This window comes from Streptomyces sp. NPDC086147 (assembly GCF_040702165.1).
Classification (GTDB): domain Bacteria; phylum Actinomycetota; class Actinomycetes; order Streptomycetales; family Streptomycetaceae; genus Streptomyces.
In genome coordinates, this window is sequence record NZ_JBFBJO010000001.1 from 574,078 (window position 1) to 599,144 (window position 25,067).

The following is a 25,067-nucleotide window of genomic DNA, read 5'->3' on the forward strand; positions in this document are numbered from 1 at the left end:
CCGCGGAAACGGTCTCCGCCGGAATCCCGGCGGAGACCGGAACGGCTGGAGCCCGGAACCGCCAGAAACCGGAATCGCCGGAGAGCACAGCAGCGAGCCCCGGACCGAAGGGAATTCGGTCCGGGGCTCGAATGCTGTGGGTTACTGCTGCGCGCTGCGACTCAAGGGCGGTGATTGCACACGCGATGTGTGCGCCGCTCGCCTGAGGCTGTAAGTGGGGCGTCAGGCGCTGGCGTTGCGCGCCCGGTTGCGAGCGGCACGACGCTTCATCGCGCGGCGCTCGTCCTCGCTGAGGCCACCCCAGACGCCGGAGTCCTGGCCGGACTCGAGCGCCCACTGCAGGCACTGCTCCATGACGGGGCAGCGACGGCAGACGGCCTTGGCTTCCTCGATCTGCAGCAGCGCAGGACCGGTGTTGCCGATGGGGAAGAACAGCTCGGGGTCTTCCTCACGACAAACGGCGTTGTGACGCCAGTCCATGGCTGCTACCTCTCTTGGTATTACGTGCAGGTTGCTTGTGAATGTGAACGCTTTCACGAATCCCCCCGCAAGGGAAGGGCCGACTGCCAGATGAACTGGTGTGGTCCTTGGACTGAGGAGGGGTTCTGGCTCTCAGTGGAGGCCGGTCTTGCGGGCCGTCCCGATCGCCAAGAAGAGACTCGCAAACCTCGGCAGCGGATACAACCCCTTCCGGAAAGTTTTTTTTGATTCCTCGGTGTCGGCTAGGTCACAGCCGTACTTCTTAGGGGTGGATGCGCGTCTAAACGTTCGAGTGAAAGGACTTTGGGCCCTTCGACTCACACAATCACACGCAGTGCACGGCGAACGCCTGTGAACGCCACGCTCGTACGCAGTCCGAGGTGGTCTCCGTCCATCTGGAGGGGGAGGGGGACCTTCGAATGCAAGGTGAAGTCGGTCAGGTCGTGCAGGGAGACCGCGTGCTTGCCGCGGGGCCCGCGCTCCGGGGACGAAGTGAGCAACTGGGTGGCATACCGGGCGACGGCGGGGGTAGAGAGACGCCTCAGCCCGAGTACGTCGAGCGCGGTTTCGAAGGAGGCCTCCGGAGACGCGTACACCGGGCGATTGCCCAGGTAGGTCCAGGGAGAGGTGTTGCAGATTATGGAGAGGACCAGGTCCTCGACCGGCTCCTCGCCGGGGCGCTCCAAGGTGATCGTGCCGTGCCGGCGGTTCGTCTCCCCCAGGAACTGGCGCACCACCTGGCGCAGATAGAGGGCGTGCGTGGATCTCTTCCCGCGCTCCCGCTGCTGTTCGACCCGGCCGATGACGCTCGCGTCGAAACCCAGGCCGGCGCAGAAGGTGAACCAGCGGGACGGCACGGACTCGTCCTCCGTGCCCGGCGCCCCGGAGGCGAGCCCGAGGCTCACCGTGCGTGTCCGCTCCTCACGCAGCGCGTCGAGCAGGGCGCCGGTCGCCTCCACGGCGTCGTTCGGCAGTCCGAGCGCGCGGGCGAAGACGTTGGTCGACCCGCCGGGGACGACCGCGAGGCCCGGCAGCCGGTCCGGATCGGGTCCGCCGTGCAGCAGTCCGTTGACCACCTCGTTGACTGTGCCGTCCCCGCCGAGGGCCACGACCAGATCGACGTTCCCGGAGTCGGCGGCCTGTCGGCCCAGGTCACGCGCGTGTCCGCGGTACTCGGTGGTGATCGCCTCCAGCTTCATCTCGCTGGCAAGGGCGTGGATGAGGACGTCACGGGTGCGGGCACTGGTGGTGGTGGCTGCCGGGTTGACCACGAGAAGTGCGCGCATGGTCGCCAGCGTACCTACCCGGCGGTACCCGGCCCAGCCCCGGCCCGTCCGGCGGCACCCGGCCCCGGCGGTCCCGGCGGTGCCCCCGCTACCCTGCCTTCCATGAGCAGTACGGAGCAGACCCCCGCCGGCGGTACGGAGACCCCCGTCGGCGACCCGGAGCACACCTCCCGTCCCGCCCGTCTCGCCGCCGCGGCGGCCGTGGCCGGTGTCGAGGCGCTCGGCCTCGTCGCCGGGGGCCTGTACATGCTGGTGAGGGCCCTGACCGGGACGTCCGGCGACCTCACCGGCGCGGTGACGGGCGCCGTGACGCTCGTCGCACTCGGTCTGATCCCGCTCGCCGCCGCCCGCGGCCTGTGGCTGCGCCGCTCCTGGAGCCGCGGCCCGGCCGTCATCACCCAGATCCTGGCCCTGCCGGTCGCCTGGCAGATGCTCCAGGCGAACAGCGCGATGATCCCGGCGGGCGCCGTCCTCGGCGTCCTGGCCGTCACCGGGCTCGTCCTCCTGGTGAGCCCGGCCACGACCGAGGCGCTCGGCATCCGGCGTCCCGGCCAGGACACCCCGTGAGCGGCACCCCGTGCGTGGCCCCCTGTGAACAGCGGCGCTCTGTGAACGCTGTGACTGGATAGCGGCGGGTCCTACTCCTCGGCCAGGAGTTCCGCTCCTCGGCCAGGAGCCCTGCTCCTCCACCAGGAGTCCCGCTCCTCCACCAGGAGCCCTACTTCTCCGCCAGGAGCTTCTACTCCTCCACCAGCAGCTTCTCCCGCAGCTGCGCGAGCGTCCGGGCGAGCAGCCGGGAGACGTGCATCTGCGAGATGCCGACCTCCTGCGCGATCTGCGACTGGGTCATGTTCCCGAAGAAGCGCAGCAGCAGGATCCGCTTCTCCCGGGGCGGCAGGTCCTCCAGGAGCGGTTTGAGGGACTCGCGGTACTCGACCCCCTCCAGGGCCTCGTCCTCCGCGCCCAGCGTGTCCGCCACCGCCGGCGACTCGTCGTCGGTGTCGGGGACGTCCAGGGAGAGCGTCGAGTAGGCGTTCGCCGACTCCAGACCCTCCAGGACCTCCTCCTCCGAGATCCCCAGCCGCTCGGCCAGCTCGTGCACCGTCGGGGAGCGGCCGTGCTGCTGGGAGAGCTCCGCCGTCGCCGTGGTCAGCGAGAGCCGCAGCTCCTGGAGCCGGCGGGGCACCCGTACCGCCCAGCCCTTGTCCCGGAAGTGGCGCTTGATCTCGCCGACGACCGTCGGGGTCGCGTACGTCGAGAACTCGACCCCGCGCTCCGGGTCGAACCGGTCCACCGACTTGATCAGGCCGATCGTCGCCACCTGCGTCAGGTCGTCCAGCGGCTCGCCGCGGTTGCGGAAGCGCCGGGCCAGGTGCTCCACCAGCGGCAGGTGCATCCGCACCAGCCGGTTGCGCAGCTCCGCCTTCTCGGGGGAGCCCTCCGGCAGCTCGCGCAGCTCGACGAAGAGGGCGCGGGCGCCGCTCCGGTCGTGCGGGGCGGGGACGGCGGGGACCTCCGGCGCCTCGTCGGCCCCGTCGTCCTCCCGCGCCCCGGCCGCACCCTCATCCTCGGACTTCGGGGCCCCGGAAGCCTCCGCGGGACCCTCGGGGCCCGCGAGGGCCGCGGGGACGGCAGGGGCCTCGGGGCCGCCCGGTGCCCCGGCACCCTCGTGCTGCTGCTCGTGCTCGCTCATCTGGTCCGCCCGCTCCGTAGCGCCCTCATGCGGCCGCGCCTTCTGCCCGGGGAGGCCGGCCGTCGCGTCCCCGCTCCTCACGCCGGGCCTGGCCCCGCGCCGCGCTGTTTGTACAGGCTGATCGAGACCGTGCGGTCGTCGGCCACCGACGACTCCACCTTCCCGGCCAGCGCCGACAGCACCGTCCAGGCGAAGGTGTCCCGCTCGGGAGCGCGGCCGTCCGTAGTCGGGGCGGAGACCGTCACGTCCAGCGAGTCGTCGACCAGCCGGAAGACGCAGCTGAGGACGGATCCCGGCACGGCCTGCTGGAGCAGGATGGCGCAGGCCTCGTCGACCGCGATCCGCAAGTCCTCGATCTCGTCGAGGGTGAAGTCCAAGCGCGCCGCGAGGCCGGCCGTGGCCGTACGCAGCACGGACAGATAGGCACCCGCAGCGGGCAGCCGGACTTCCACGAAGTCCTGGGTCCCGGGCTCGCCTGCGATCTGGGACACCCTCACCTCCAAGGTGGCACAAACTCATTCGGGGCCCGGGGGAGAGGCCCCCGAACCGGGCGGTACGCAGGGGGCTGCGCAGTCCGCCGTGACGCTATCGCGATCCGTCCCGCCGTGTCGCCGTGCGTTCCCCGCCCCCGTCACGGCCCGTCACCCATGGTAGGCCCATGGGTGCGGACGGTGTGCGGAGGCCTGTGGACGACGGAACCGAGCGACCGGCGGATGGGTGACGTACCCAAGCGGGAGCCCGTCGAACCGCTAGACGCCCAACCGTCAGACGATCGCCCCGTCCGCGAAGCACCAGCGCCACCGCTCGCCCGGCTCGAAGGTCCGCATCACCGGGTGTCCGGTCGAGGAGAAGTGCGCCGTCGCGTGCCGCCCCGCCGAGGAGTCGCAGCACCCCACGTGCCCGCAGGTCAGGCAGAGGCGGAGCTGGACCGGATGCGTGCCGTCCGCCAGGCACTCGGGGCAGGTGTCGGACAGCGGGGCCGGCTCGGGGCGCGGCAGTTCGGCAAGGTGCGGGCACTCGCTCATGATGGCCAGGTTACGTTGCGGCACGGGGTACGGGACGAGAGGACGGGCGGGGACGGGCATGGACGCACTGCAACTGGTGGGACTGGTGGCGGCGAGCGCCGCGATCGCGGGGGCGGCCCGCCGGACCCCGGTGCCCGCCCCGCTGCTCCTGGTCGCGGCCGGCCTCGCCGCCTCGTACGTCCCGGGCGTCCCCGACTACACGCTCGACCCGCACGTGGTGCTGCCGCTGATCCTGCCCCCGCTCCTCTACACGGCCGCCGTCGAGTCCTCCTACCTCGACCTGCGGGCCAACGTCCGGCCGGTCGCCCTGCTCTCCGTCGGGTACGTCCTCTTCGCCACCGTGGCCGTCGGCTGGCTCGCGTACGTCCTGGTGCCCGACCTGCCGCTCACCGCCGCCCTCGTGCTCGGCGCGGTGATCGCCCCGCCGGACGCGGTCGCCGCCACCGCCATCGCCCGCAAGCTGGGCCTGCCGAACCGGATCACCACGATCCTCCAGGGCGAGTCCCTGGTGAACGACGCCACCGCGATCACCGCCTACAAGGTCGCCCTCGCGGCGGCCGTCGGCGAGGGCGTCAGCTGGGCCGGCGGGATCGGGGAGTTCGCGCTCGCGGCCGTCGGCGGCGTCGGCGTCGGCCTGGTCCTGATGGTTCCCATCCACTGGCTCCGCGTCCACCTGACGGACTCCCTGCTCCGGAGCATCCTCTCGCTCCTCATCCCCTTCGTCGCCTACGCGGCCGCCGAGGAGGTCGGCGCCTCCGGGGTCCTCGCCGTCGTCGTGGTCGGCCTCTTCCTCGGCCACCGCGCCTGGCAGGTCGACTTCGCGACGCGGCTCCAGGACGAGGCCGTGTGGAAGATGGTGGCCTTCATCCTGGAATCCGCCGTCTTCGCCCTGATCGGCCTCCAACTCCCGTACGTCGTCCAGGGGCTCGGCCGGTACGGCGTCGGAGAGGCCGCCGGGTACGCGGTCGGCGTCTTCGTCGCCGTCGTCCTCGTCCGCTTCGTCTGGGTCTACCCGGCGACCTTCCTGCCCCGGTGGCTCTCCGCCCGCGTCCGGGAGCGGGAGCCGGGGGTGGACTGGCGGGCGCCGCTCGTCGTCGGCTGGGCCGGCATGCGCGGAGTGGTCTCCCTCGCCATCGCCTTCTCCATCCCCGTGGTCGCCGACGGGGAGGAGTTCCCGGCCCGCAACCTCGTCCTCTTCCTCACCTTCACCACCGTGATCGGCACCCTGGTGGTGCAGGGCCTGACCCTGCCGCCCCTCATCCGGCTCCTGAAGCTGCCCGGCCGCGACCGGTACGCCGAGACGCTGGCCGAGGCACAGGCCCAGAGCGAGGCCTCGCGGGCCGCCGAGGAGCGCCTCGACGCCCTCCTCGCGGACGAGCGCAACGCCCTGCCGCAGCCCCTCGCCGACCGGCTGCGCACCGTCCTCGACCGGCGCCGCAACGCGGTCTGGGAGCGGCTCGGAGCGGTCAACGAGGCCACCGGGGAGACCGCCGACGACACCTACCGGCGCCTCTCGGGCGAGATGATCGACGCCGAGCGCGAGGTCTTCGTGCGGCTGCGCGACGAGCGCCGGATCGACGACGAGATGATGCGCACCCTGCTCCGCCGCCTCGACCTGGAGGAGGCGGCCGCCTACCGGGAGGAGACGGACGGCTGAACCCCGTCCGGGGCGCCCGTGACCACCGCCGCGATCCGGGTGTCCGGCGGAAAGGCGTCCTCCTCCGCCAGGGTCACGAGGCCGTGCAGCATTTTGGCCACATATAGTCGCTCGATGGCGAGTTCATGCCGTTCCTCGAAATCCCGTGTGAACGCCTCCAGAGCCGGGGACACGCGCGCGTAGCCGCCGCCGTGGAAGCGCTCGTCCAGGGACCAGTCGCCGCGCGGACCGCCGTACGCCGCCTCCTGGAGGGCCCGGACCTCCCCGCCCAGGAAGCCCCCCTTGAGGACCGGGAAGCCGAGGGCCCGCTGCCCGGGGGCGAGACCGGCCGCGAGGCCCGCCAGGGTGCCGCCCGTGCCGCAGGCGACGGCGACCGCGTCCGCCGCCCCCGCGAGCTCCCGGCCCAGCTCCGCGCAGCCGCGCACGGCGAGCGCGTTGCTGCCGCCCTCCGGGACCACGTACGCGCCCGCGGGGGCGCGCTCCAGGAGCGCGGCGAGGACGGCGGGGTCGTTCTTCGCGCGGTACGTGGCCCGGTCCACGAACTCCAGGCGCATCCCGTCCGCCGCGCACCGCGCGAGGGACGGGTTGAGCGGCCGGCCGGCCAGTTCGTCGCCCCGGACCACCCCGACCGTGGGGAAGCCGAGCAGTCGGCCGGCGGCCGCCGTCGCCCGCAGGTGGTTGGAGTACGCCCCGCCGAAGGTGAGCACGGGCCGCCCGGCCGCCGCCTCCAGGTTGAGCGCGAGCTTGCGCCACTTGTTGCCCGGCAGGTCGGGGTGGATGAGGTCCTCGCGCTTCAGGAGCAGCGTGAGGCCCCGCCGGGCGAAACGTTTGTCCTCCAGCGGTTCCAGAGGTGAGGGGAGCCGGGGCCGCAGCCGGGAGGGGTCGAACGCGTTCACGGGACCATTGTGTCGCCCGGAAGCCCGGAAGCCCGGAAGCCCCGGTGCCCGGCTCCGGCTACCGCATCCGCTCGGCGATCCGCTCCCGCATGGAGCCCATCGTGAAGCCTCTGGGGTCCGACTTCCCCGGTTGCCACTCCAGGTGGCCGATGACCGACCGGTGGGTCCAGCCGTGCACCCGGCACACGGCCGCGGCAGCCTTCGCGATGGCGTCGAGCTGGACCTTCGGCCACGGGTCCACGCCGTCCCCGAGGTTCTCGCACTCGAAGCCGTAGAAGTGCCGGTTGCCGTCCGTGGTGGTCTCGTCGTCGGGCGGCAGGCGCCGCTCGGCGATGACCGCCCGGAGCACCTCGTCGTCGCCGAGCCCGGCGTGGTTGGCGCGCCCGTAGCCGACGAGGTGGACCGTGCCGTCCTTGGCGATCACGCCGTGGCAGAGCGGCCCCGGCAGGCCCGCGTAGCCGTCCCGGCAGATCCGGACGGTGCCGGCGGTGCCCCGGGTCACGGTGTGGTGGATCATCACGCCGTGCACCGGACCCCAGGGGCCCTTGTGGTTGCGGTTGTGGGTGGACCAGTCGCCGACCTGGACGACCGTGAGGCCTTCGTTGCGCAGCGCGGTGAGGAACCTGTTCGCGGACATGGGTGCAGCCATGGCCGACTCCTTCCGGGGGACGGGTGGACCTCCGGAGTACCGGAGTCCACCGCTCCGCCGCCATCCGTTCGGACCGTGTGCGAGCCGATCCGGACAGGGCGGCCGAAGGGGTTGCCGGGGCTCCATCGTCAGGATGGAAAAACCGGTGACATGCCCCGAAGATCTTCGAACAGTCCCACTCGATTGTGTAATGGCGCGGACACGGTGCGTACTGAAAGGCTTCTCCCGCAACTCAGTCATACGAGAGGGAGTTCCATGTCCGTAGGTTCGGTTGGCGACGAGGTCCTCGCGGAGCAGCAGGCGCCGCAGCAGAGTCTCGGCACCGCCGCCGCGCGGAACCTCGCCACGACCACCAAGTCGGCCCCGCAGATGCAGGAGATCACCTCCCGGTGGCTGCTGCGGGCGTTGCCGTGGGTCCAGGTGCAGGGCGGCACGTACCGGGTAAACCGGAGGCTCAGCTACTCCGTGGGGGACGGGCGCGTCACCTTCGTCCAGACGGGCGAGCACGTCGCGGTGATCCCCGCCGAACTCGGCGAACTCCCCGCCCTGCGCGGCTACGAGGACGAGGAGGCGCTCTCCGAGCTCGCGTCCCGCTGCACCCAGCGGGAGTACGCGGCGGGCGAGACCATCGCGGTCTCGGGCACCCCCACCGACCGGGTGTACCTCCTCGCCCACGGCCGGATCGAGCAGATCGGCGAGGGGCCGTACGGCGACGAGGCCGTCCTCGGCGTCCTCGCCGACGGCGCCTACCTCGGCGAGTCCTCCCTGATCCGCGAGGACGCCACCTGGGAGTGGACCGCCCGGGCCGCCACCGCCTGCACGGTCCTGGAGCTCACCCGGGCCGACGTGCGGAACCTCGCGGACCGGGCCGGCTCGCTCGCCACCCACCTCGCGGCCGTCGCCGCCCTGCCCGAGCAGCGCACCAACAAGTACGGCGAGGCCGCCATCGACCTCTCCGCCGGCCACGTCGGCGAGGCCGTCGTCCCGCACACGTACGTCGACTACGACGCCTCGCCCCGCGAGTACGAGCTGAGCGTCGCCCAGACCGTGCTGAAGGTCCACAGCCGCGTCGCCGACCTCTACAACCAGCCGATGAACCAGACCGAGCAGCAGTTGCGGCTCACGGTCGAGGCGCTCCGCGAGCGCCAGGAGTACGAGCTCGTCAACAACAAGGAGTTCGGCCTCCTCTCCAACTGCGACTACGAGCAGCGGATCCAGCCCCACGACGGCGCGCCCGGCCCGGACGACATGGACGAGCTGCTCTCCCGCCGCCGGGGCTCCAAGCTGTTCCTCGCCCACCCGCGCGCCATCGCCGCCTTCGGCCGCGAGCTCAACAAGCGCGGTCTGGTGCCCGAGACCATCGACGTCAACGGCAACCGCATCCCGACCTGGCGCGGCGTCCCGATCTACCCGTGCAACAAGATCCCGGTCTCGGACGCCCGCACCACCTCGATCATCTGCATGCGCACCGGCGAGGCCGACCAGGGCGTGATCGGTCTGCACCAGACCGGTATCCCCGACGAGATCGAGCCCAGTCTCTCCGTCCGCTTCATGGGCATCGACGAGCAGGCGATCATCTCCTACCTGGTCACCGCCTACTACTCGGCCGCGGTCCTCGTCCCGGACGCGCTCGGCGTCCTGGAGAACGTCGAGGTCAGCCGCTGGCGCTGAACCGGCGGCGCCCGGGGGCGGGGGAGTGGACCCTCCCGCCCCCGGGCGTTCCCGGCCCGCTGCGGCGGACGACCGCCGTGAAGGACGCGAAGGAAGTGACCGTGACCATGACCAGCGCGGATGCCGCCACCGACGGGCAGGGAGCCATGGTGCTCCTGGACCGGACGCGGACGGCCGTCCAGCCCCAGCTCCGCTCGACCGTCGAGACCCTGCCCAGGTCCATACGCCGGGTGGCGATGTACCACTTCGGCTGGGAGCACGCCGACGGCTCCCCAGCCGCCGAGCAGGCGGGCAAGGCCATCCGGCCCGCCCTCGTCCTCGCCGCGGCCCGCGCGCTCGGCGCCGAGGAGGCCCGGGCCGTGAAGGCCGCCGCCGCGGTGGAGCTCGCGCACAACTTCACCCTGCTCCACGACGACATCGTCGACGGGGACCCGACCCGGCGCCACCGGCCCACCGCCTGGACGGTCTTCGGCATCCCGGACGCGCTGATGGCGGGCGACGCGATGAGCGCGCTCGCCCTGCGGCTGCTCGCCGAGGACCCGCACCCCGCCTCGGCGGCCGCCTCCGCGCGCCTCGCCGCCTGCGTCATCGAGCTCTGCGCGGGGCAGCAGGCGGACTGCGCCTTCGAGCGGCGCGGCCCGCGCGAGGTCTCCCTCGACGAGTGCGCGGCCATGGCCACCGCCAAGACCGGCGCGCTGCTCGGCTGCGCTTGCGCCCTCGGCGCGCTCTACGCCGGAGCGGGCGAGGAGGAGGTCGCGGCGATGGACGCCTTCGGCCGGGAGGCGGGGCTCGCCTTCCAGCTCATCGACGACCTCATCGGTATCTGGGGGGATCCGGAGCGCACGGGGAAGCCGGCCGGTGCCGACCTGGCCGCCCGCAAGAAGTCGCTGCCCGTGGTGGCGGCGCTCACCTCCGGGACCCCGGCGGGGGAGGAGCTGGCCGAGCTGTACTCCCGGCCGGTGCTCGACGCGGCGGGGGTGCGGGCGGCGGCGGACGCGGTGGAGCGGGCCGGGGGACGCGACTGGGCGCAGGCCCAGGCGGCCGAGCGGATGGGCCGCGCCGTCGAGCACCTGGCGCGGGCGGTGCCGGACCTGGCGGCCGCGGGGGACCTGCTGGCCCTGGCGGAGTTCGTCACCCGACGCACGCGCTGAGCCCCGCCCCGGGCCGGGGGCGGTCACGCCCGGGGACGGTCCGGATCCCCCGCCGCGCGGGGCTCCGTCCGTACCCGACACGTGGCCGAGCGCGGCCGATCCCATGGGCGTCGACGAAAAGGCTTGCGTAACCACTACAAGCAGAGCACTATGGCTGACGTGGTTGCGGACGTGGTCCGCTTCCCGGAACTTCCCCCAGCGAAAGAGGACCGGTTTGCGCAAGCTCACCTACTACATCGCCTGCACCATCGACGGCTTCATAGGCGACCCCGAGGGCGACGCCTCGTCCATGTACAAGTACGTGGACGAGGCGTACCTCGGGTGGATGAACGCCGAGTACCCCGAGACGGTCCCCACCCAGGGCCGCGAAGCACTCGGCATCGACAACCCCAACGAGCGCTTCGACACCGTGATCCAGGGGATGGGGTCGTACCGGCTCGCCCTGGACATCGGCGTCACCAGCCCCTACAACCACCTGCGCGAACTCGTCGCGACCCGCTCCCTGGCCGAGTCGCCCCACCCGAACGTCGAGCTGATCTCCGGCGACCTCGTCGGCCGCGTCCGCGAACTCAAGGCCGAGGAGAGCCCGTTCGACATCTGGCTCTGCGGCGGATCCACCGTCGCCGGCGAACTCGTCGAGGAGATCGACGAACTGATCATCAAGACCTATCCGCAGGTGTACGGCAGCGGCATGCCGATGTTCGGCACCGGCTTCGAGCCCCGGGACTTCGAACTCGACGACGTCCGCGCCTTCGACAACGGCGTGCTCGTCCGCCGGTACTCCAGGAAGCGGTAGCGCGGGCGTACGACGGCGCACGTGAGCGGCGGTCACGAGGAGCGCGAGGGTGCGGAAGCCGCGACACCGCACGTGACCGGCAAGAACGATGAGATCGGGAGAAGTCCGGCCACGGGGTGGCCGGACGCGCGGCGGAGCCGCTCGTACCGCTACAGTCCGCGCATGTCATCGGAGTCGACGGAAGTCTGGACCGGCTGGTACCGGGACCGCAGCGGCGCGGAAGCGATCGCCATCACGGCCGACGGGCGGCACGTCGCCGTCCGGATCAGGGGCACCGAGTACGCGGGCGAGAGCTTCGCCGCGCTCGCTGACGCCAACGGGCAGACCCTCACCGGCTGCGTCCTGGAGTGGGACCTGCCGCTCCCCGTCGTCGTGGACGGCGCCTCCCAGCAGGCCGCGCTGAGCTGTCTGCTGACGCTCGGCGAGCGGCCCGACCTCAGCCTCACGCTGCACTACGGCGGCGCCGCCTTCGAGGCATGCGTCGCGGGGGGCGACTTCGAGGGGGCCCTCGACCGGGTCCGCCGCCAGCTGCCGCCCGGCGCGGACTTCGGCCGCGGCCTCCTCCAGCCCGCCTGACGGGCCGAAAGGCCCGGGAACGGCAACGAGGACGGCGGCGCCCGGGGAGGGACGCCGCCGTCGTACTCGTACTGTTCCTGACGCGTCAGTTCTTGAAGGCCGAGGCGAGGCCGTAGCGCCACAGCTGGTCGACGCGCGCACGCTCCTGTGCGTTCGGCTGGGCGTTCCGGCAGGACGTGCCGGGGCCGCCGCCCGACATCAGCTCGCTGCACGGGCCGCTGTAGCGGTCCGGGAGGCCGAGGACGTGCCCGGTCTCGTGGGCGGTGACCCGGGTCGAGTCGTACTGCTGGTTCTGCCGGTAGTCGAGGAAGATGTAGCCGCCGCCGTGGCCGTCGGTGCTGGCGTACGAGCCGCGGGAGTCGTTGCCCTCGTAGTAGCGGAAGTCGGGGTTGCTGCCCTCGACGAGCCGGACGTTCACCACCGAGCTGTTCCATATCTGGGTCGAGCGGGCGATCTGGGTGCGGAAGCTCGGCGCGTTGGAGGCGCTGTAGACGACGGTGACGGCGGCCGCGCCGGGGGCGGCGGCACGCTTCTTCGCCACCGACTTCACGACGGCGTCGAAGAAGGCCTGGTTGGCCTTGGCCTCCGCGGCCGAACCTGCGTACGCCACCGTGGCGTTGACGGGGGACACGGCCCGGTCGTCGGACGTGGCGACGGCCGGCGACGCGCCGAGGGAGGCGGCGAGACCGACGCCGAGGGCGGCGGTCAGCGCGGAGGTGAGGACCTTGGAACGAAGCATGGGGGGCTCCTCCTGTGTGGGGTTGGGGAGAGTCTGGAGGGAGCCGGGGCGCGTGGGGATGATGCCAACCCCCGATAGCCCCACCGCATCACCCCTCCTTAGCCCATCAACGACCTTGGAATGAAAGGTGATTGAGGGGTTCCGGGTATCTGGTGCGACTCAGGGAGCCGCCCTACCCTCGGGGCATGGAGCTGGAGGTGAGACATCTGCGCGCGCTCTGCGCCATCGCGGACGCGGGCAGCCTGCACAAGGCGGCGCGCCAACTGGGCATGAGTCAGCCCTCGTTGACCACCCAGCTGCGCCGGATCGAGAACTCCCTGGGCGCCGAACTCTTCTCGCGCGGCCGCACCGGCTGCCGCCCCACCCCGCTCGGCCGCTCGCTGCTCAGCCGGGCCCGCCCCCTGGTCGCCGACATGGCCGCGCTCGTCACCGAGACCCGGGCCGCGGCCTCCCGCGCCGAAGGGTCCGGCCTCCGCGTCGGCTCCACCGCCAGCCGGGCGCTCCCCGGCTGGCTCCGCCGCCTCCGCCAGCGGCTGCCCGGCACCGAGGTCGGCCTGCGGGTGGACGTCTCCGCCCACGCGCTGCTCCGCATGGTCGCCGCCGGCCAGCTCGACGTGGCCTTCGTGCACGAGGTGGAGGGCTGTCCGTTACAGGTCCCCGAGGGGCTCACGGGACGTGTCCTGGTCGCCCGCGAACCGCAGTTCGTCTCCATGGCCCGCGACCACCCGGCCGCCGCCCGGCCCGTCGTGGACCTCGCCGACCTCGCCGACGACCACTGGATGGTCGACCCGACCGTCGACGGCGAATGGGACGGCCTGCGCAGGGTCCTGCACGCCGCCGGGATCGATCCGCCGCTGCTGCACGGCGACTACCACACGGCCGCCTCGCTCATCGCCCTCGGCGAGGCCGTCGCGCCCTGCCAGCCGACCTCGGGCCCGCGCGAGGACATGGCCATCCGGCCCCTGCGCGGCGACCCCCTGGCCGTCCGCCTCCTCCTGTACGCGCGCCCGGGCGCGCCGCTGGACACCCTGTACGCGGAACTCGCCGCCGCCTACCGCGAGGCGGCCCTGCGCGCGGCCCCGTACCGCGAGTGGTTACGGGGGCAGGGGGCGGCGGCGGAGGTGTCGGTGGGCCCGTGCCCGACACCGGTGTGAGCGACAGGGGCGTCGGCGGGCCTGTTGCCCGACCCCGGTGTGCGCGACGGAGAGTCGCCCCGAAACCCCCTGGCGCGCCCGTCACGCGCCGACGCACACTCTCCGGATGATCGCCCTGCACCCCGTCCTGGAGGTCCAACCCGCCGACGGCTTCGACCTGTGGCGGACCCCGCCCTCGCCCCGTCCGTATCCCGGTACGCGCTCGCCGTGAGCGCGGACTCGTACCACCGGTGGATCGCCCGGGAGCGGCTGGCGACCTGGGGCGAGGACGTCACCGGTCTCGTCGCCGCGGAGGAGGAGCGCCGCGCGGCCCCTGGGCCGGGCACGCGACCTGGCGGACGACCCGTTCGCGGAGGGGCAGGGGGAGGCGATCCAGTGGCTGGCGGAGCGGTCCGAGGACACTGCGGCCCCGGAACGGTTCGGCCGTCGGCGTAGGGGCCGGACCGCGCTCACGGCTCCGCCCGGACCGGCGCCCGAGCGCCCGTGGCCGCCCCGGGGAGCGGGCCGCCTCTCCGCGCGCATTCGCAGGGGAGAAACGAAGACCGCACCCGGGCCGTCGGGGGACGCCGTGTTCGGCGACCCGCGGACCGGGTGCGGACAGGCCGGGCGGTACGACCCGCGAGGACGAGGGTCGGAACGCCCGGAGGGAGATCAGGCCTTCTTCGTCTCCCAGAAGATCCGGTCGATCTCGGCGATGAGCTCCAGCGCCGCCTCGCCCGTCTTCGGGTCCGTCGACGCCTTGGCGGCCGAGAGGGCCTTCAGGGTGTCGTTGACCAGCTGGTTGAGCTGCGGGTACTTCTCGAAGTGCGGGGCCTTGAAGTAGTCGCTCCAGAGCACCGAGACGTGGTGCTTGGCGAGCTCCGCGCGCTGCTCCTTGATGACCGTGGCGCGGGCCCGGAAGTGCGGGTCCTCGTTGGCCTGGTACTTCTCCTGGACAGCCTTGACGGACTCGGCCTCGATACGGGCCTGGGCCGGGTCGTACACGCCGCACGGGAGGTCGCAGTGGGCGCTGACCTTCACCTTGGGGGCAAACAGGCGGGAGAGCATTGAGCCGTCCTTCCTCGTGATCGTCTTCTCAGGTGGGACATTACTCGGTGAGAAGGGCGTTTTCGCGGGCGCCCCCTGGGGCTTAGGTCAAAAGTCCAGGGTCGGCATGCGACTCGTGTACGAGTGGACGAGCGGGTCACAGGGCCCGCGCGCGGGCGGATCGGGAGGTGCCGGATGAGCGGGTCGGGGCGGGAACGGGCGGGGGAGGCCGGTCCTCCGTTCGGGATCGCCGAGGTGACGGGCGTGTCGATGGTGCCCACGCTGCTGCACGGCGACCGGCTGCTCGTGCACTACGGCGGCCGGCTGCGGCCCGGGAACGTGGCCGTGCTGCGCCATCCGCTCCAGCAGGACCTGCTCGTCGTGAAGCGTCTGATCGAGCGACGCGACGGCGGCTGGTGGGTGCTCGGCGACAACCGGGACGCCGAGGGGGACAGCCGGGTCTTCGGGGCCGTACCGCCCGAACTCGTGCTCGGGCGCGTACGGGCGCGGTACCGGCCGGTGACGCCGGGGCGTCAGCGGTCGGCCGGGGTGGTGCTCTCCTGGCTGTTCTCGTGCGTCAGGCCCGTGCGCTCCGCCTCCAGGCGCTTGCGGGCCCGGTAGGCGGCCACGTTCGCGCGGGTCGCGCAGCGGTCCGAGCAGTAGCGCCGGGAGCGGTTGGTGGAGGTGTCCAGGTAGGCGTTGCGGCACGGCGGCGCCTGGCACAGGCCCAGCCGGTCCGCGCCGAACTCGGTCAGGTGGAAGGCCAGCCCCATCGCGCAGATGGCCGCGTACCCCGTCGTCGCGTTCGAGGAGTGGTCCGCGAGGTGCATGTGCCAGCGGGGCCGCCCCGCCTCGTCGAGGAAGTCGTGGCCCGAGATCTGGGGGCTGACCGGGAACTCCAGGAGCAGGGAGTTCAGGAGGTCCACGGCCCCCGTGTGGTCGCCCTCGTCGGCCGCCGTGAAGACCGCCCGCAGCCGGGTCCGGATCGCGCGGAAGCGCGGCACGTCCGCCTCGGTGACCCGCCGGGCCATCTGGGAGGCCGAGCCGAAGAGGTCCCGCACCACCTCGACGGAGGTGAGGGAGTCCTTGCCGCGGGCCGGCTCCTCGGTGTTGACCAGACGCACGGCGAAATCCGAGTAATGGGCCAGTTCCACTTGTAGTCCTTACTTCGGCGGGCTAGTGTCTCGGTCGAAGGGGGTAACGGCTGTTTCCCCTTCGAGGGTATTACGAAGTGGGGAGGGCACGGCGATGACCGGAACCGACTGGGCGGGCTGGCAGCAGAGCTGGGACCGTCAGCAGGAGTGGTACATGCCGGACCGCGAGGAGCGGTTCCGCGTGATGCTCGACATGGTCGAGGCGCTGGTGGGGCCGAAGCCCCGCGTCCTCGACCTCGCGTGCGGTACGGGAAGTATCACGGATCGGCTCCTCAAGAGGTTCCCGGAGGCGACCAGTACCGGTGTCGACCTGGATCCCGCGCTGCTCGCCATCGCCGAGGGGTACTTCGCCGGGGACGAGCGCGTCGCCTTCGTGACCGCCGACCTCAAGGACCCCGCGTGGACCGCGGACCTGCCGTACGACGCGTACGACGCCGTCCTCACCGCCACCGCCCTGCACTGGCTCCACGCCGAGCCCCTCGCCGCCCTCTACGGGCAGCTCGCCGGGCTCGTCCGGGACGGCGGCGTCTTCATGAACGCCGACCACATGATCGACGGGACCACGCCCCGCATCAACGCCGCCGAGCGCGCTCAGCGGCACGCGCGCATGGACCGCGAGAAGGCCGCCGGCGTCCTCGACTGGGCCGACTGGTGGGCCCTCGCCGCCAAGGACCCCGTCCTCGCCGGCCCCACCGCCCGCCGCTTCGAGATCTACGGCGAGCACGCCGACGGCGACATGCCCTCCCCGCGCTGGCACGCCGACACCCTCCGCGCCGCCGGCTTCGGCGAGGCCCGGGCCGTCTGGGCCTCGCCCTCCGACACCCTGCTCCTCGCCGTGAAGTAGCGGCCGGGCACGCGGGAAGGGGCGGTACGGGAGATCCCGTACCGCCCCTTCCCGTACGTCCTACAGCACCTTGGACAGGAACGCCTTCGTCCGGTCGTGCTGCGGGTTGCCCAGGACGTCGCGCGGGTTGCCCGACTCGACCACCACGCCGCCGTCCATGAAGACCAGCGAGTCGCCGACCTCGCGGGCGAAGCCCATCTCGTGCGTGACGACGACCATCGTCATGCCCGACTCGGCCAGGTCCCGCATGACGTCGAGGACGTCGCCCACCAGCTCCGGGTCGAGCGCCGAGGTGGGCTCGTCGAAGAGCATCAGCTTCGGCTCCATCGCCAGCGCGCGGGCGATGGCCACGCGCTGCTGCTGGCCGCCGGAGAGCTGCGAGGGGTAGTTCCCCATCTTGTCCCGCAGGCCGACCCGGTCGAGCAGGCGCTCGGCGCGCTCGCGCGCCACCGCCTTCGACTCGCCCTTCACCTGGATGGGCGCCTCCATGACGTTGGCCAGGGCCGTCATGTGCGGGAAGAGGTTGAAGCGCTGGAAGACCATGCCGATGTCGCGGCGCTGGAGCGCGACCTCGCTGTCCTTCAGCTCGTAGAGCTTGTCGCCCTTCTGGCGGTAGCCCACCAGGTGCCCGTCGACCGAGAGCCGGCCGGCGTCGATGCGCTCCAGGTGGTTGATGCACCGCAGGAAGGTCGACTTGCCGGAGCCGGACGGGCCGACCAGGCAGAAGACCTCGCCGTTGCGGACCTCCAGGTCGATGCCCCGGAGGATGTGGGCGGCGCCGTAGGACTTGTGGACGCCTTCTGCCTTGACCATGGGCTCGCCGGTCATCGGGACACCTCCGGGCGCTTGAACGTGCTCAGGTTCGCCTTGATCCGCTGCCAGGGGGTGGGCGGCAGGTTGCGGGTCGAACCGCGGGAGAAGCGACGCTCCAGGTAGTACTGCCCCACGCTGAACACGCTGGTCAGCGCCAGGTACCAGATGGAGGCGACGAAGAGCATCTCCATCACGGCGCCGGCCGTGCTGCCGATGTTCGACGAGGCCCGCAGGAGTTCGGTGTACTGCACGGCCGAGACCAGCGACGAGGTCTTCAGCATGTTGATGAACTCGTTGCCCGTCGGCGGCACAATCACCCGCATGGCCTGCGGCAGGACGATCCGGCCCATGGTCTTCGTCTGGGACATGCCGAGCGCGTGCGCCGCCTCGGTCTGGCCCTCGTCGACCGACTGGATGCCGGCCCGGACGATCTCCGCCATGTAGGCGCCCTCGTTCAGGCCGAGGCCGAGCAGGGCCACCATGAACGGCGTCATGACGTCCACGGTCTCGTTCTTGTAGATCGGCCCGAGGTCGATGTACTGGAAGATCAGCGACAGGTTGAACCAGACGAGCAGCTGCACGTAGACCGGCGTGCCGCGGAAGAACCAGATGTAGAGCCAGGCCACCGCGCCGGTGACCGGGTTCTTGGAGAGCCGCATCACGGCGAAGAGGATGCCGAGGACGAGGCCGAGCGCCATCGAGGCGACGCTGATGATGATGGTGTTCCACAGGCCGCTGATGATCGACGGGTCGAACACCTTGTCCCACACCGTGTCCCAGATGACGTTGCCCTGGGAGAAGGCGTAGACCAGCCAGCCGAGGAGGACCACGACCACCACGGCGCTGACCCAGCGGCCGTAGTGCCGCACGGGGACGGCCTTGATCGCCTCGTACGGGGAGGGGCCCGAGGGGCCGGACCCGGCCGGAGCGGCGGCCGGGTCCTTGTGGATCTTGTCAGTCATGACGACTGCCCTTCAGTGGTGCGACGAGGTCACTTGCCGGCGTTGACGGTGGCCGACTTGACCGCGCTGTCCTCGACGTCCCACTTCTTCAGGGCCTCGGCGTAGGTGCCGTCCTTGATGATGGCGTCGAGCGCTTCCTTGACGGCGTCGCGCAGCTGGGGCTTGTCCTTGGAGACGCCGATGCCGAAGAGGCCGACGTCGCTCTGGCTGCCGACGACCTCGAAGTCGTTGCCGCCGCCCGAGGTCTTCGCGATGTACGCGGCCACCGGGTAGTCGTTCAGGTCGGCGACCGCGCCGCCGGCCTTGACGCGGGTCTGGGCCTCGGCGTCGGTGTCGAAGGCCTGGATGGTCAGCTTCTTGTCGCCGCACTTGGTGGCCTGCGCCTTGAAGGTGTCCTCGTAGATCGTGCCGCGCTGGACGGCCACGGTCTTGCCGCAGAGGTCGTCGAGCGAGTTGATGCCCTGCGGGTTGCCCTTCTTGACCAGGAGGGAGACGCCGGAGCTGAAGTAGTCGACGAAGTCGATGCCCTTGCCGATCTTCTTCCCGTTGTCGTCCAGGCCCTCCTGGCGCTTCTTGTTGTCCGTCATCGAGGACATGATCAGGTCCTGGCGACCGCTGTAGATCGAGGTGATCAGGCCGTCGAAGGTGCCCGAGACGAACTCCAGCTTCACGCCGAGCTGCTTGCTCAGGGCCTGCGCGATGTCGGGGTCGACGCCGACGATCTTGCCGCCCTCGGTGAACTCCATCGGGGCGTACGAGGCGTCCGTGCCGACCTTGATGACGCCGGACTTCTGGATGTCGGCCGGGAGCTTCGAGAAGAGCGGGGCGTTGGAGGCGGGCTTCCCCGAGGGCGAGGTGCCCCCGGACGTGCCGCCCTCGGTCTGGTCGCCACAGGCGGTCAGCAGCATGGAGCCGGCGACCGCGATGGCGGCGACCGCGGCAAGACGGGAGGTGCGGGTCTTGGCGGTCGTACAACGCGTGGAGCGTGCGGTCATGGTCGGGTTCCTCCGGCGTATCAGGGAGATGCCAGGTGGCCACGTACGCATCTTCGAGTGTCGCGGCCTCGTGTGATTACGGCATCTTGCCATTCGGACTGCCTCAAACCGACGGCCACGGATGTCAAAATCGGGTAACGGGTGACCCCCGAATCACGACAGACCGCTCCATCAAGGCCGGACCTTCTGCGGAATACCTTCCACGACACCGAAAAATCTCCGGTTGATCTCGCCATTCGGACGACACTAAGGCCACCAATCGGGTGCCCTGGGTATCTATATGGACATCGTGTGACGTGTCATCACCCGTACGTGCCCGGATGCTCTCGGTATGAGTCGTGTCACCGAACGGTTATGGACTCGTCTGCGGTGCCGTCCGTCCGGTAAGAAGGATCCTTACACCCCTCATCCGGGGCTCAGGGCGCGTTGTGCGGCGTGCCCGAGCGGCTGCCCGACAAGGCGGCCGCGGTGCCTCCCCACCCCTCCTCAACCGGGAGCGGCCACCCTCAAATGAAACAGACTCAAGGGGTCAACCCAATGGCAGCGGAGATCGTCAACCCTCGCAACGACAGCGGTACGGAGGCTCCCGAGGAGCCCTTCGATCCTGTCTTCGCCCTCCACCGGGGCGGCAAGATGGCCGTGCAGGCCACCGTTCCCCTCCGGGACAAGGACGACCTGTCCCTCGCGTACACCCCCGGCGTCGCCAAGGTGTGCACCGCGATCGCCGAGCAGCCCGAGCTGGTCAACGACTACACCTGGAAGTCCCAGGTCGTCGCGGTCGTGACCGACGGCACCGCGGTGCTCGGCCTCGGCGACATCGGCCCGGAGGCCTCCCTCCCGGTCATGGAGGGGAAGGCCATCCTCTTCAAGCAGTTCGGCGGCGTGGACGCGGTCCCGATCGCCCTCGCCACCACCGACACCGACGAGATCATCGAGACCGTCGTCCGGCTCGCCCCCTCCTTCGGCGGCGTGAACCTGGAGGACATCTCGGCCCCGCGGTGCTTCGAGATCGAGCGCAGGCTCCAGGAGCGCCTCGACATCCCGGTCTTCCACGACGACCAGCACGGCACCGCCATCGTCACCCTCGCGGCCCTGCGCAACGCGGCGAAGCTGACCGACCGGAACCTCGGCAACCTGCGCGCGGTCATCTCCGGCGCCGGCGCGGCCGGTGTCGCCATCGCGAAGTTCCTCCTGGAGGCCGGCCTCGGCGACGTCGCCGTCGCCGACCGCAAGGGCATCGTCAGCCGCGACCGCGGCGACCTCACGGACGTCAAGCGCGAGCTCGCGGAGATCACCAACAAGGCGGGCCTGACCGGCTCCCTGGAGGACGCCCTCGCCGGCGCCGACGTCTTCATCGGCGTCTCCGGCGGCACCGTCCCCGAGGCGGCCGTCGCCTCCATGGCCCCGAACGCCTTCGTGTTCGCCATGGCCAACCCGAACCCCGAGGTCCACCCCGACGTCGCGCACAAGTACGCGGCCGTCGTGGCGACCGGCCGTTCGGACTACCCGAACCAGATCAACAACGTCCTCGCGTTCCCCGGCATCTTCGCCGGCGCGCTCCAGGTCCGGGCCTCCCGGATCACCGAGGGCATGAAGATCGCCGCGGCGAACGCGCTCGCGGACGTGGTCGGCGACCAGCTCGCCGCCGACTACGTGATCCCGTCGCCGTTCGACGAGCGGGTCGCTCCGGCCGTCACGGCCGCGGTCGCCGCCGCCGCCCGCGCCGAGGGCGTCGCCCGCCGCTGACGCGCCTCCGGTACGCCCGAAGGGCCCTGTCCTGTACGCCGGGACGGGGCCCTTCGGCGTACGGGCGCTCCGGGCGCTTGTACGGGGCCGGGTCCCGGCCTCCTGACGGGCCCGTACGCGCGGGGGGGGGGCACGGCTGTCCGGGGGGCCCGTACGGGGGGCCACGGCATCCCGGCGGCTCGTACGGGGGTGGGCCACGGCCCCCCGCGGCCGCCGGGCGACACGGGTCACACCGGGGTGTGGTTCCCCCGCCCGCCCGCGCGCCCTAGGGTCGGGGCCATGTTCGCTGCCTACGCCGCCCGAATCGACCGTGACCAGCCGCTGAACGGCCTTGAGTTGGGCGAACGCCCCGAACCCGAGGCACGGGCCGGGTGGACCACCGTCACCGTCAAGGCCGCCTCCCTCAACCACCACGACCTGTGGTCGCTGCGCGGAGTGGGCCTGCCCGAGGAGAAGCTGCCGATGATCCTCGGCTGCGACGCCGCCGGGATCGACGAGGACGGCAACGAGGTCGTCCTGCACTCCGTGATCGGCCAGACGGGTCACGGCGTCGGCCCGGACGAGCCCCGGTCCATCCTCACCGAGCGCTACCAGGGCACCTTCGCCGAGCGGGTCACCGTGCCCCGCTGGAACGTGCTGCCCAAGCCGAAGGAGCTCTCCTTCGAGGAGGCCGCCTGCCTGCCCACCGCCTGGCTGACCGCCTACCGCATGCTCTTCACCAACGCCGGCGTACGGCCCGGCGACTCGGTCCTCGTGCAGGGCGCGGGCGGCGGCGTGGCCACCGCCGCGATCGCCCTCGGCAAGGCGGCCGGCCTGCGGGTCTTCGCCACCAGCCGCGACGAGGAGAAGCGCAAGAGGGCCGTCGAGCTCGGCGCCGTCGAGGCGTACGAGGCGGGGGCGCGGCTCCCGCAGCGGGTGGACGCCGTCATCGAGACCGTCGGCGCGGCGACCTGGTCCCACTCGGTCAAGTCGCTGCGGCCGGGCGGCACGCTCGTCATCTCCGGCGCCACCAGCGGCGACCGCCCCTCGCACGCCGAGCTGACCCGGATCTTCTTCCTGGAGCTGAAGGTCGTCGGCTCCACCATGGGCTCCAAGGACGAGCTGGAGGACCTGCTGTCCTTCTGCGCGGCCACCGGCCTCCGCCCGGTCATCGACGACGTCCTGCCGCTCGACCGGGCGCGGGAGGGCTTCGAGAAGATGGCCGCGGGCGACCTCTTCGGAAAGGTCGTCCTGACGACCTCCTGACGACCACCCGAAGATCTTCCGACGACCTCTTGATGACTCGTCAGTAGTACTGATGGGATCTCCGGCACGCGCACCCCGAACACACCGTCGTGCCGGAGGTCCTCCATGCCGCGAACCACCTGGCGAACCACCCTTCTCGCGAGCGCCGTCGTCGCCGCGCTGCTCGCCCCGACAGCCGCCCGCGCCGAGACGGGGGGAGGGGCCGGGGGCGGGGCCGGACGCACGGCCGGCGACGGCATCCCCGTCCTCACCGACGAGTACGGCCGCGCCCTCACCCTGCGCGGCTGGAACGTCGAGGACAAGGCGAACCGCGGCGACGCCGCCCTCTCCGCCGTCACCGAGAAGCACTTCCGCGACATGCGGGCCAAGGGCTTCAACTTCGCCCGCCTCCTGGTCTTCTGGGACGACCTGGAGCCCCGGCCCGGCCGGTACAGCCAGGACTACCTGCGCAAGATCGAACGGATCCTGGACTGGGCGGAGAAGCACGACGTCAAGGTCCTCCTCGACGCCCACCAGGACGTCTTCGGGCCCGCGTTCGGCCACCGGGGCATCCCCGAGTGGGCGACCAGGACCGACGGGCTGCCCTTCACCCCGCGCCCCGACGACTGGTTCTCCGAGTACTTCGAGCCCGCCGTCCAGCGGGCCTTCACCCATCTGTACGAGGACGAGGACCTGCGGCGCGCCCAGGCCCGCATGTGGCGGGTGCTCGCCGACCGCTTCGACGACCACCCGGCCGTCCTCGGCTACGACCTGATCAACGAGCCGATGGGAGAGGTCCGGGAGGGCGAGGACCTGGCGACGGCGGCCCGGCGCATCGAACGGGACCAGCTCACCCCGCTCTACAACCGGCTCGCCGACGCCGTCCGCTCGGTCGACCGGGACGCCTGGATCTTCGTGGAGCCGACTCCCATCGTCGGCGAGGGCGTGCCCACCGGGCTCGGCCGGATCCACGACCCGAAGGTCGTCTACGCCCCGCACTTCTACAACACCGGCATGGAGGCGGGCGCCGACTACGACCCCGCCGCCGGCTGGATCGAGAGCTACGAGCGGGCCGTCACCCTCTACCCCGAGCAGTACAAGGTGCCGGTGGTCGTGGGGGAGTGGGGGCCGCTCAACAACTCCCTGCCGCGGATGAACCGCTTCTACCGCGACGCGATGTCCTCCCTCGGCCGCTACGGCTCCGGCTGGGCGGGCTACGTGTGGTGCTACGGCGGCGGCTACTGCGCGGTCGACGGTGCGGGCGCCTTCCGCACCAACAAGGAGCTGACCGCCGAGCCGTACGCGGAGGCGGTCGCGGGCCGGGTCCGCTCCGCCGCCTACGACTCCGGGACCGGGGTCTACCGCCTCGCGTACGACGCCGCCGGGCGCCGGGGCCCCCGGGTCACCGAGCTCTCCCTGCCGCCCGGCGACTGGCGGGTGACGGCCCGGGGCGCGGCCCTCGTGCTCCGCAAGGACCGGGGCAGGGCCTGGGTCCTCGGGGCCCCGGACGCCCGGGTGACGGTCACGGTCACCCGCCGCTGACGCCCCCGGCCCCCGCCGTCCCTCCGCTCACGCCTCCCGCCCGCGCCCTCCGCTCACGTCTCCCGCCTACGTCCTCCGCTCAGGCCTTCCGCTCGGGATGCAGCAGGTCCGTGACGCGGTGGGCCGCCGTCGAGAGGTGGCGGCGGGTCTCGGCCAGCTGCTCCGGGGTCACCCCGTGGTCGCGGGCCGCGTCCCGGATCTCGTCGCGGAAGCGGTCGAGGAGCCGGTCGAGGTCGCGGGCCGGGTCGCCCGAACCCTCCACGTCCCGGGCCCACTCCGGCGCCTCGTCGGCCGGGGCCGCCGCGAACGGCGGCTCCCGGTCGGCGGCGCCGGCGGCCTTCGGATGGGTCGTGCCCGTCACCAGGTCCCCGAGCTGGGCCGTGATGCCCGAGATCCCCTCCCAGACCCCCTTGGGCCAGTCACCGCGCGAGAAGCGGTCCTGGACCTCCTCCTGGACCTGCTGGGCGATCCGCTGGAACTCCTTCGCCTGGCGGCGCGCCGAACGGGCCTCCGCGCGGGCCTCGCGGGCCTGCTGCTTCCACTCCTGCCCGACCCGGCGCAGCTCCTCCTTGGCGTCGGCGAACGAGGAGGGCTCCGCCGTCCGGGTCCGGCCCGCCGCCGCGCGCATCTCGCTGCGGACCCGGCCGGCCGCGCCGCGCACGTCGTCGCGTATCTCCGCCGCCAGCTCCGACACCGACTCGCGGATCTCCCGCTCCAGGTCGTCCAGTTCGGTGCCGCGCCCGGCCAGTTCGGCGCGGCCCGCCTCGGTGATCGAGTAGACCTTCCGGCCCCCCTCGCTGGCGTGGGTGACGAGCCCCTCGGCCTCCAGCTTGGCCAGGCGCGGGTAGACCGTGCCGGCCGAGGGGGCGTAGAGGCCCTGGAAGCGCTCCTCCAGGAGCCTGATCACCTCGTAGCCGTGGCGCGGGGCCTCGTCGAGCAGCTTGAGCAGATAGAGGCGCAGACGGCCGTGGGCGAAGACGGGCGGCAT

At 71.9% G+C, this 25,067-nt stretch carries 26 protein-coding genes; 12 read left to right on the forward strand and 14 right to left on the reverse strand.

The features are described 5' to 3' along the window. Nucleotides 1-222 precede the first annotated feature (222 nt). The gene (locus AB0398_RS02760; RefSeq protein ID WP_003953983.1) at nt 223-480 is read right to left on the reverse strand and encodes a WhiB family transcriptional regulator; all 258 of its coding nucleotides are present in this window, start codon (nt 478-480) and stop codon (nt 223-225) included. Nucleotides 481-797: 317 nt separating this feature from the next. Continuing rightward, nucleotides 798-1,766 (reverse strand): diacylglycerol kinase family protein, encoded by a 969-nt coding sequence (locus tag AB0398_RS02765; RefSeq protein ID WP_366371804.1) that lies wholly within the window; start codon nt 1,764-1,766, stop codon nt 798-800. Nucleotides 1,767-1,868: 102 nt separating this feature from the next. Here AB0398_RS02765 and AB0398_RS02770 point away from each other — a divergent pair, with 102 nt between their 5' ends. Then, the gene (locus AB0398_RS02770) at nt 1,869-2,333 is read left to right on the forward strand and encodes a hypothetical protein (RefSeq protein WP_366371806.1); all 465 of its coding nucleotides are present in this window, start codon (nt 1,869-1,871) and stop codon (nt 2,331-2,333) included. Nucleotides 2,334-2,505: 172 nt separating this feature from the next. Here the strand turns inward: AB0398_RS02770 and AB0398_RS02775 are convergent, their stop codons facing one another. From AB0398_RS02775 to AB0398_RS02785, 3 genes are all read right to left on the reverse strand, one after another. Then, nucleotides 2,506-3,648, reverse strand: coding sequence for a SigB/SigF/SigG family RNA polymerase sigma factor (locus AB0398_RS02775; protein ID WP_366372340.1), 1,143 nt, complete (start codon nt 3,646-3,648; stop codon nt 2,506-2,508). Continuing rightward, on the reverse strand, nt 3,537-3,950 hold the full coding sequence (locus AB0398_RS02780) for an anti-sigma regulatory factor (protein ID WP_019889334.1): 414 nt from the start codon (nt 3,948-3,950) through the stop codon (nt 3,537-3,539). Before AB0398_RS02780 ends, AB0398_RS02775 begins: the two co-directional genes overlap by 112 nt. 273 nt (nt 3,951-4,223) lie before the next feature. After that, entirely contained in the window at nt 4,224-4,484 is a 261-nt protein-coding gene (locus AB0398_RS02785) for a UBP-type zinc finger domain-containing protein (protein ID WP_366371808.1), read from the reverse strand. 58 nt (nt 4,485-4,542) lie between these two features. On the opposite strand from AB0398_RS02785, the gene AB0398_RS02790 reads away from it, so the two are divergent. Further along, nucleotides 4,543-6,141, forward strand: coding sequence for a Na+/H+ antiporter (locus tag AB0398_RS02790; protein WP_366371810.1), 1,599 nt, complete (start codon nt 4,543-4,545; stop codon nt 6,139-6,141). Here the strand turns inward: AB0398_RS02790 and AB0398_RS02795 are convergent. Together AB0398_RS02795 and AB0398_RS02800 are read right to left on the reverse strand one after the other, a co-directional pair. Further along, nucleotides 6,117-7,037, reverse strand: coding sequence for a pyridoxal-phosphate dependent enzyme (locus AB0398_RS02795; protein WP_366371812.1), 921 nt, complete (start codon nt 7,035-7,037; stop codon nt 6,117-6,119). The genes AB0398_RS02790 and AB0398_RS02795 overlap by 25 nt on opposite strands. A 58-nt stretch (nt 7,038-7,095) precedes the next feature. Beyond that, complete coding sequence (locus AB0398_RS02800) at nt 7,096-7,686, reverse strand: N-acetylmuramoyl-L-alanine amidase (RefSeq protein ID WP_366371813.1); 591 nt, start codon at nt 7,684-7,686, stop codon at nt 7,096-7,098. A gap of 255 nt (nt 7,687-7,941) precedes the next feature. On the opposite strand from AB0398_RS02800, the gene AB0398_RS02805 reads away from it, so the two are divergent. From AB0398_RS02805 to AB0398_RS02820, 4 genes are all read left to right on the forward strand, one after another. Beyond that, nucleotides 7,942-9,357: a family 2B encapsulin nanocompartment shell protein gene (locus AB0398_RS02805; RefSeq protein WP_366371815.1), complete on the forward strand. Its 1,416-nt coding sequence runs from the start codon at nt 7,942-7,944 to the stop codon at nt 9,355-9,357. 107 nt (nt 9,358-9,464) lie between these two features. Further along, complete coding sequence (locus tag AB0398_RS02810; protein WP_366372341.1) at nt 9,465-10,508, forward strand: family 2 encapsulin nanocompartment cargo protein polyprenyl transferase; 1,044 nt, start codon at nt 9,465-9,467, stop codon at nt 10,506-10,508. 214 nt (nt 10,509-10,722) lie between these two features. Continuing rightward, nucleotides 10,723-11,304: a dihydrofolate reductase family protein gene (locus AB0398_RS02815; RefSeq protein ID WP_366371817.1), complete on the forward strand. Its 582-nt coding sequence runs from the start codon at nt 10,723-10,725 to the stop codon at nt 11,302-11,304. A gap of 162 nt (nt 11,305-11,466) precedes the next feature. After that, complete coding sequence (locus AB0398_RS02820) at nt 11,467-11,880, forward strand: DUF6304 family protein (RefSeq protein ID WP_366371819.1); 414 nt, start codon at nt 11,467-11,469, stop codon at nt 11,878-11,880. Between the two features lie 85 nt (nt 11,881-11,965). Here the strand turns inward: AB0398_RS02820 and snpA are convergent, their stop codons facing one another. After that, a complete protein-coding gene (gene snpA / locus AB0398_RS02825; RefSeq protein WP_366371821.1) occupies nt 11,966-12,619 on the reverse strand; it encodes a snapalysin in 654 nt (217 codons plus the stop codon). A 185-nt stretch (nt 12,620-12,804) separates the two neighbouring features. On the opposite strand from snpA, the gene AB0398_RS02830 reads away from it, so the two are divergent. Next, on the forward strand, nt 12,805-13,773 hold the full coding sequence (locus AB0398_RS02830) for a LysR family transcriptional regulator (RefSeq protein WP_366371823.1): 969 nt from the start codon (nt 12,805-12,807) through the stop codon (nt 13,771-13,773). Between the two features lie 651 nt (nt 13,774-14,424). On the opposite strand, the gene sodN is transcribed toward AB0398_RS02830, so the two are convergent. Next, the gene (sodN, locus tag AB0398_RS02835; protein WP_366371825.1) at nt 14,425-14,820 is read right to left on the reverse strand and encodes a superoxide dismutase, Ni; all 396 of its coding nucleotides are present in this window, start codon (nt 14,818-14,820) and stop codon (nt 14,425-14,427) included. 174 nt (nt 14,821-14,994) lie between these two features. On the opposite strand from sodN, the gene sodX reads away from it, so the two are divergent. Further along, a complete protein-coding gene (gene sodX / locus AB0398_RS02840) occupies nt 14,995-15,420 on the forward strand; it encodes a nickel-type superoxide dismutase maturation protease (RefSeq protein WP_366371827.1) in 426 nt (141 codons plus the stop codon). Here sodX and AB0398_RS02845 read toward each other — a convergent pair. Continuing rightward, the gene (locus AB0398_RS02845) at nt 15,333-15,953 is read right to left on the reverse strand and encodes a CGNR zinc finger domain-containing protein (protein ID WP_366371828.1); all 621 of its coding nucleotides are present in this window, start codon (nt 15,951-15,953) and stop codon (nt 15,333-15,335) included. The two genes, sodX and AB0398_RS02845, sit on opposite strands and share 88 nt — an antisense overlap. A gap of 94 nt (nt 15,954-16,047) precedes the next feature. Here AB0398_RS02845 and AB0398_RS02850 point away from each other — a divergent pair, with 94 nt between their 5' ends. Beyond that, nucleotides 16,048-16,797, forward strand: a complete 750-nt coding sequence (locus tag AB0398_RS02850) for a class I SAM-dependent methyltransferase (RefSeq protein WP_366371830.1) — start codon at nt 16,048-16,050, stop codon at nt 16,795-16,797. A 60-nt stretch (nt 16,798-16,857) separates the two neighbouring features. On the opposite strand, the gene AB0398_RS02855 is transcribed toward AB0398_RS02850, so the two are convergent. Genes AB0398_RS02855 through AB0398_RS02865 form a run of 3 tightly spaced genes read right to left on the reverse strand, consistent with a single transcriptional unit; the run spans nt 16,858 to nt 19,567 of the window. Next, a complete protein-coding gene (locus AB0398_RS02855; RefSeq protein WP_366371832.1) occupies nt 16,858-17,625 on the reverse strand; it encodes an amino acid ABC transporter ATP-binding protein in 768 nt (255 codons plus the stop codon). After that, nucleotides 17,622-18,572, reverse strand: coding sequence for an amino acid ABC transporter permease (locus AB0398_RS02860; protein ID WP_366371834.1), 951 nt, complete (start codon nt 18,570-18,572; stop codon nt 17,622-17,624). Before AB0398_RS02860 ends, AB0398_RS02855 begins: the two co-directional genes overlap by 4 nt. A 29-nt stretch (nt 18,573-18,601) precedes the next feature. Continuing rightward, complete coding sequence (locus tag AB0398_RS02865; RefSeq protein WP_366371836.1) at nt 18,602-19,567, reverse strand: ABC transporter substrate-binding protein; 966 nt, start codon at nt 19,565-19,567, stop codon at nt 18,602-18,604. Nucleotides 19,568-20,104: 537 nt separating this feature from the next. Here AB0398_RS02865 and AB0398_RS02870 point away from each other — a divergent pair. The 3 genes from AB0398_RS02870 to AB0398_RS02880 all read left to right on the forward strand — a co-directional run bounded on the left by AB0398_RS02870 (nt 20,105) and on the right by AB0398_RS02880 (nt 24,079). Continuing rightward, nucleotides 20,105-21,313 (forward strand): NADP-dependent malic enzyme, encoded by a 1,209-nt coding sequence (locus tag AB0398_RS02870; RefSeq protein ID WP_366371838.1) that lies wholly within the window; start codon nt 20,105-20,107, stop codon nt 21,311-21,313. A gap of 279 nt (nt 21,314-21,592) precedes the next feature. Beyond that, the gene (locus AB0398_RS02875; protein ID WP_053640531.1) at nt 21,593-22,558 is read left to right on the forward strand and encodes a quinone oxidoreductase; all 966 of its coding nucleotides are present in this window, start codon (nt 21,593-21,595) and stop codon (nt 22,556-22,558) included. 105 nt (nt 22,559-22,663) lie between these two features. Then, nucleotides 22,664-24,079: a cellulase family glycosylhydrolase gene (locus tag AB0398_RS02880; protein ID WP_366371840.1), complete on the forward strand. Its 1,416-nt coding sequence runs from the start codon at nt 22,664-22,666 to the stop codon at nt 24,077-24,079. A gap of 79 nt (nt 24,080-24,158) precedes the next feature. On the opposite strand, the gene AB0398_RS02885 is transcribed toward AB0398_RS02880, so the two are convergent. Next, complete coding sequence (locus tag AB0398_RS02885; protein WP_366371842.1) at nt 24,159-25,067, reverse strand: PadR family transcriptional regulator; 909 nt, start codon at nt 25,065-25,067, stop codon at nt 24,159-24,161.

Excerpts from the sequence above, each read along its gene's own strand:
- AB0398_RS02760 (WP_003953983.1), bottom strand. The coding sequence starts at position 480 with ATGGACTGGCGTCACAACGCCGTTTGTCGTGAGGAAGACCCCGAGCTG.
- AB0398_RS02765 (WP_366371804.1), bottom strand. The coding sequence starts at position 1,766 with ATGCGCGCACTTCTCGTGGTCAACCCGGCAGCCACCACCACCAGTGCC.
- AB0398_RS02770 (WP_366371806.1), top strand. The coding sequence starts at position 1,869 with ATGAGCAGTACGGAGCAGACCCCCGCCGGCGGTACGGAGACCCCCGTC.
- AB0398_RS02785 (WP_366371808.1), bottom strand. The coding sequence starts at position 4,484 with ATGAGCGAGTGCCCGCACCTTGCCGAACTGCCGCGCCCCGAGCCGGCC.
- AB0398_RS02790 (WP_366371810.1), top strand. The coding sequence starts at position 4,543 with ATGGACGCACTGCAACTGGTGGGACTGGTGGCGGCGAGCGCCGCGATC.
- AB0398_RS02800 (WP_366371813.1), bottom strand. The coding sequence starts at position 7,686 with ATGGCTGCACCCATGTCCGCGAACAGGTTCCTCACCGCGCTGCGCAAC.
- AB0398_RS02805 (WP_366371815.1), top strand. The coding sequence starts at position 7,942 with ATGTCCGTAGGTTCGGTTGGCGACGAGGTCCTCGCGGAGCAGCAGGCG.
- AB0398_RS02810 (WP_366372341.1), top strand. The coding sequence starts at position 9,465 with ATGACCAGCGCGGATGCCGCCACCGACGGGCAGGGAGCCATGGTGCTC.
- AB0398_RS02820 (WP_366371819.1), top strand. The coding sequence starts at position 11,467 with ATGTCATCGGAGTCGACGGAAGTCTGGACCGGCTGGTACCGGGACCGC.
- snpA (WP_366371821.1), bottom strand. The coding sequence starts at position 12,619 with ATGCTTCGTTCCAAGGTCCTCACCTCCGCGCTGACCGCCGCCCTCGGC.
- AB0398_RS02830 (WP_366371823.1), top strand. The coding sequence starts at position 12,805 with ATGGAGCTGGAGGTGAGACATCTGCGCGCGCTCTGCGCCATCGCGGAC.
- sodN (WP_366371825.1), bottom strand. The coding sequence starts at position 14,820 with ATGCTCTCCCGCCTGTTTGCCCCCAAGGTGAAGGTCAGCGCCCACTGC.
- sodX (WP_366371827.1), top strand. The coding sequence starts at position 14,995 with ATGAGCGGGTCGGGGCGGGAACGGGCGGGGGAGGCCGGTCCTCCGTTC.
- AB0398_RS02850 (WP_366371830.1), top strand. The coding sequence starts at position 16,048 with ATGACCGGAACCGACTGGGCGGGCTGGCAGCAGAGCTGGGACCGTCAG.
- AB0398_RS02855 (WP_366371832.1), bottom strand. The coding sequence starts at position 17,625 with ATGACCGGCGAGCCCATGGTCAAGGCAGAAGGCGTCCACAAGTCCTAC.
- AB0398_RS02860 (WP_366371834.1), bottom strand. The coding sequence starts at position 18,572 with ATGACTGACAAGATCCACAAGGACCCGGCCGCCGCTCCGGCCGGGTCC.
- AB0398_RS02865 (WP_366371836.1), bottom strand. The coding sequence starts at position 19,567 with ATGACCGCACGCTCCACGCGTTGTACGACCGCCAAGACCCGCACCTCC.
- AB0398_RS02870 (WP_366371838.1), top strand. The coding sequence starts at position 20,105 with ATGGCAGCGGAGATCGTCAACCCTCGCAACGACAGCGGTACGGAGGCT.
- AB0398_RS02875 (WP_053640531.1), top strand. The coding sequence starts at position 21,593 with ATGTTCGCTGCCTACGCCGCCCGAATCGACCGTGACCAGCCGCTGAAC.
- AB0398_RS02880 (WP_366371840.1), top strand. The coding sequence starts at position 22,664 with ATGCCGCGAACCACCTGGCGAACCACCCTTCTCGCGAGCGCCGTCGTC.
- AB0398_RS02885 (WP_366371842.1), bottom strand. The coding sequence starts at position 25,067 with ATGCCGCCCGTCTTCGCCCACGGCCGTCTGCGCCTCTATCTGCTCAAG.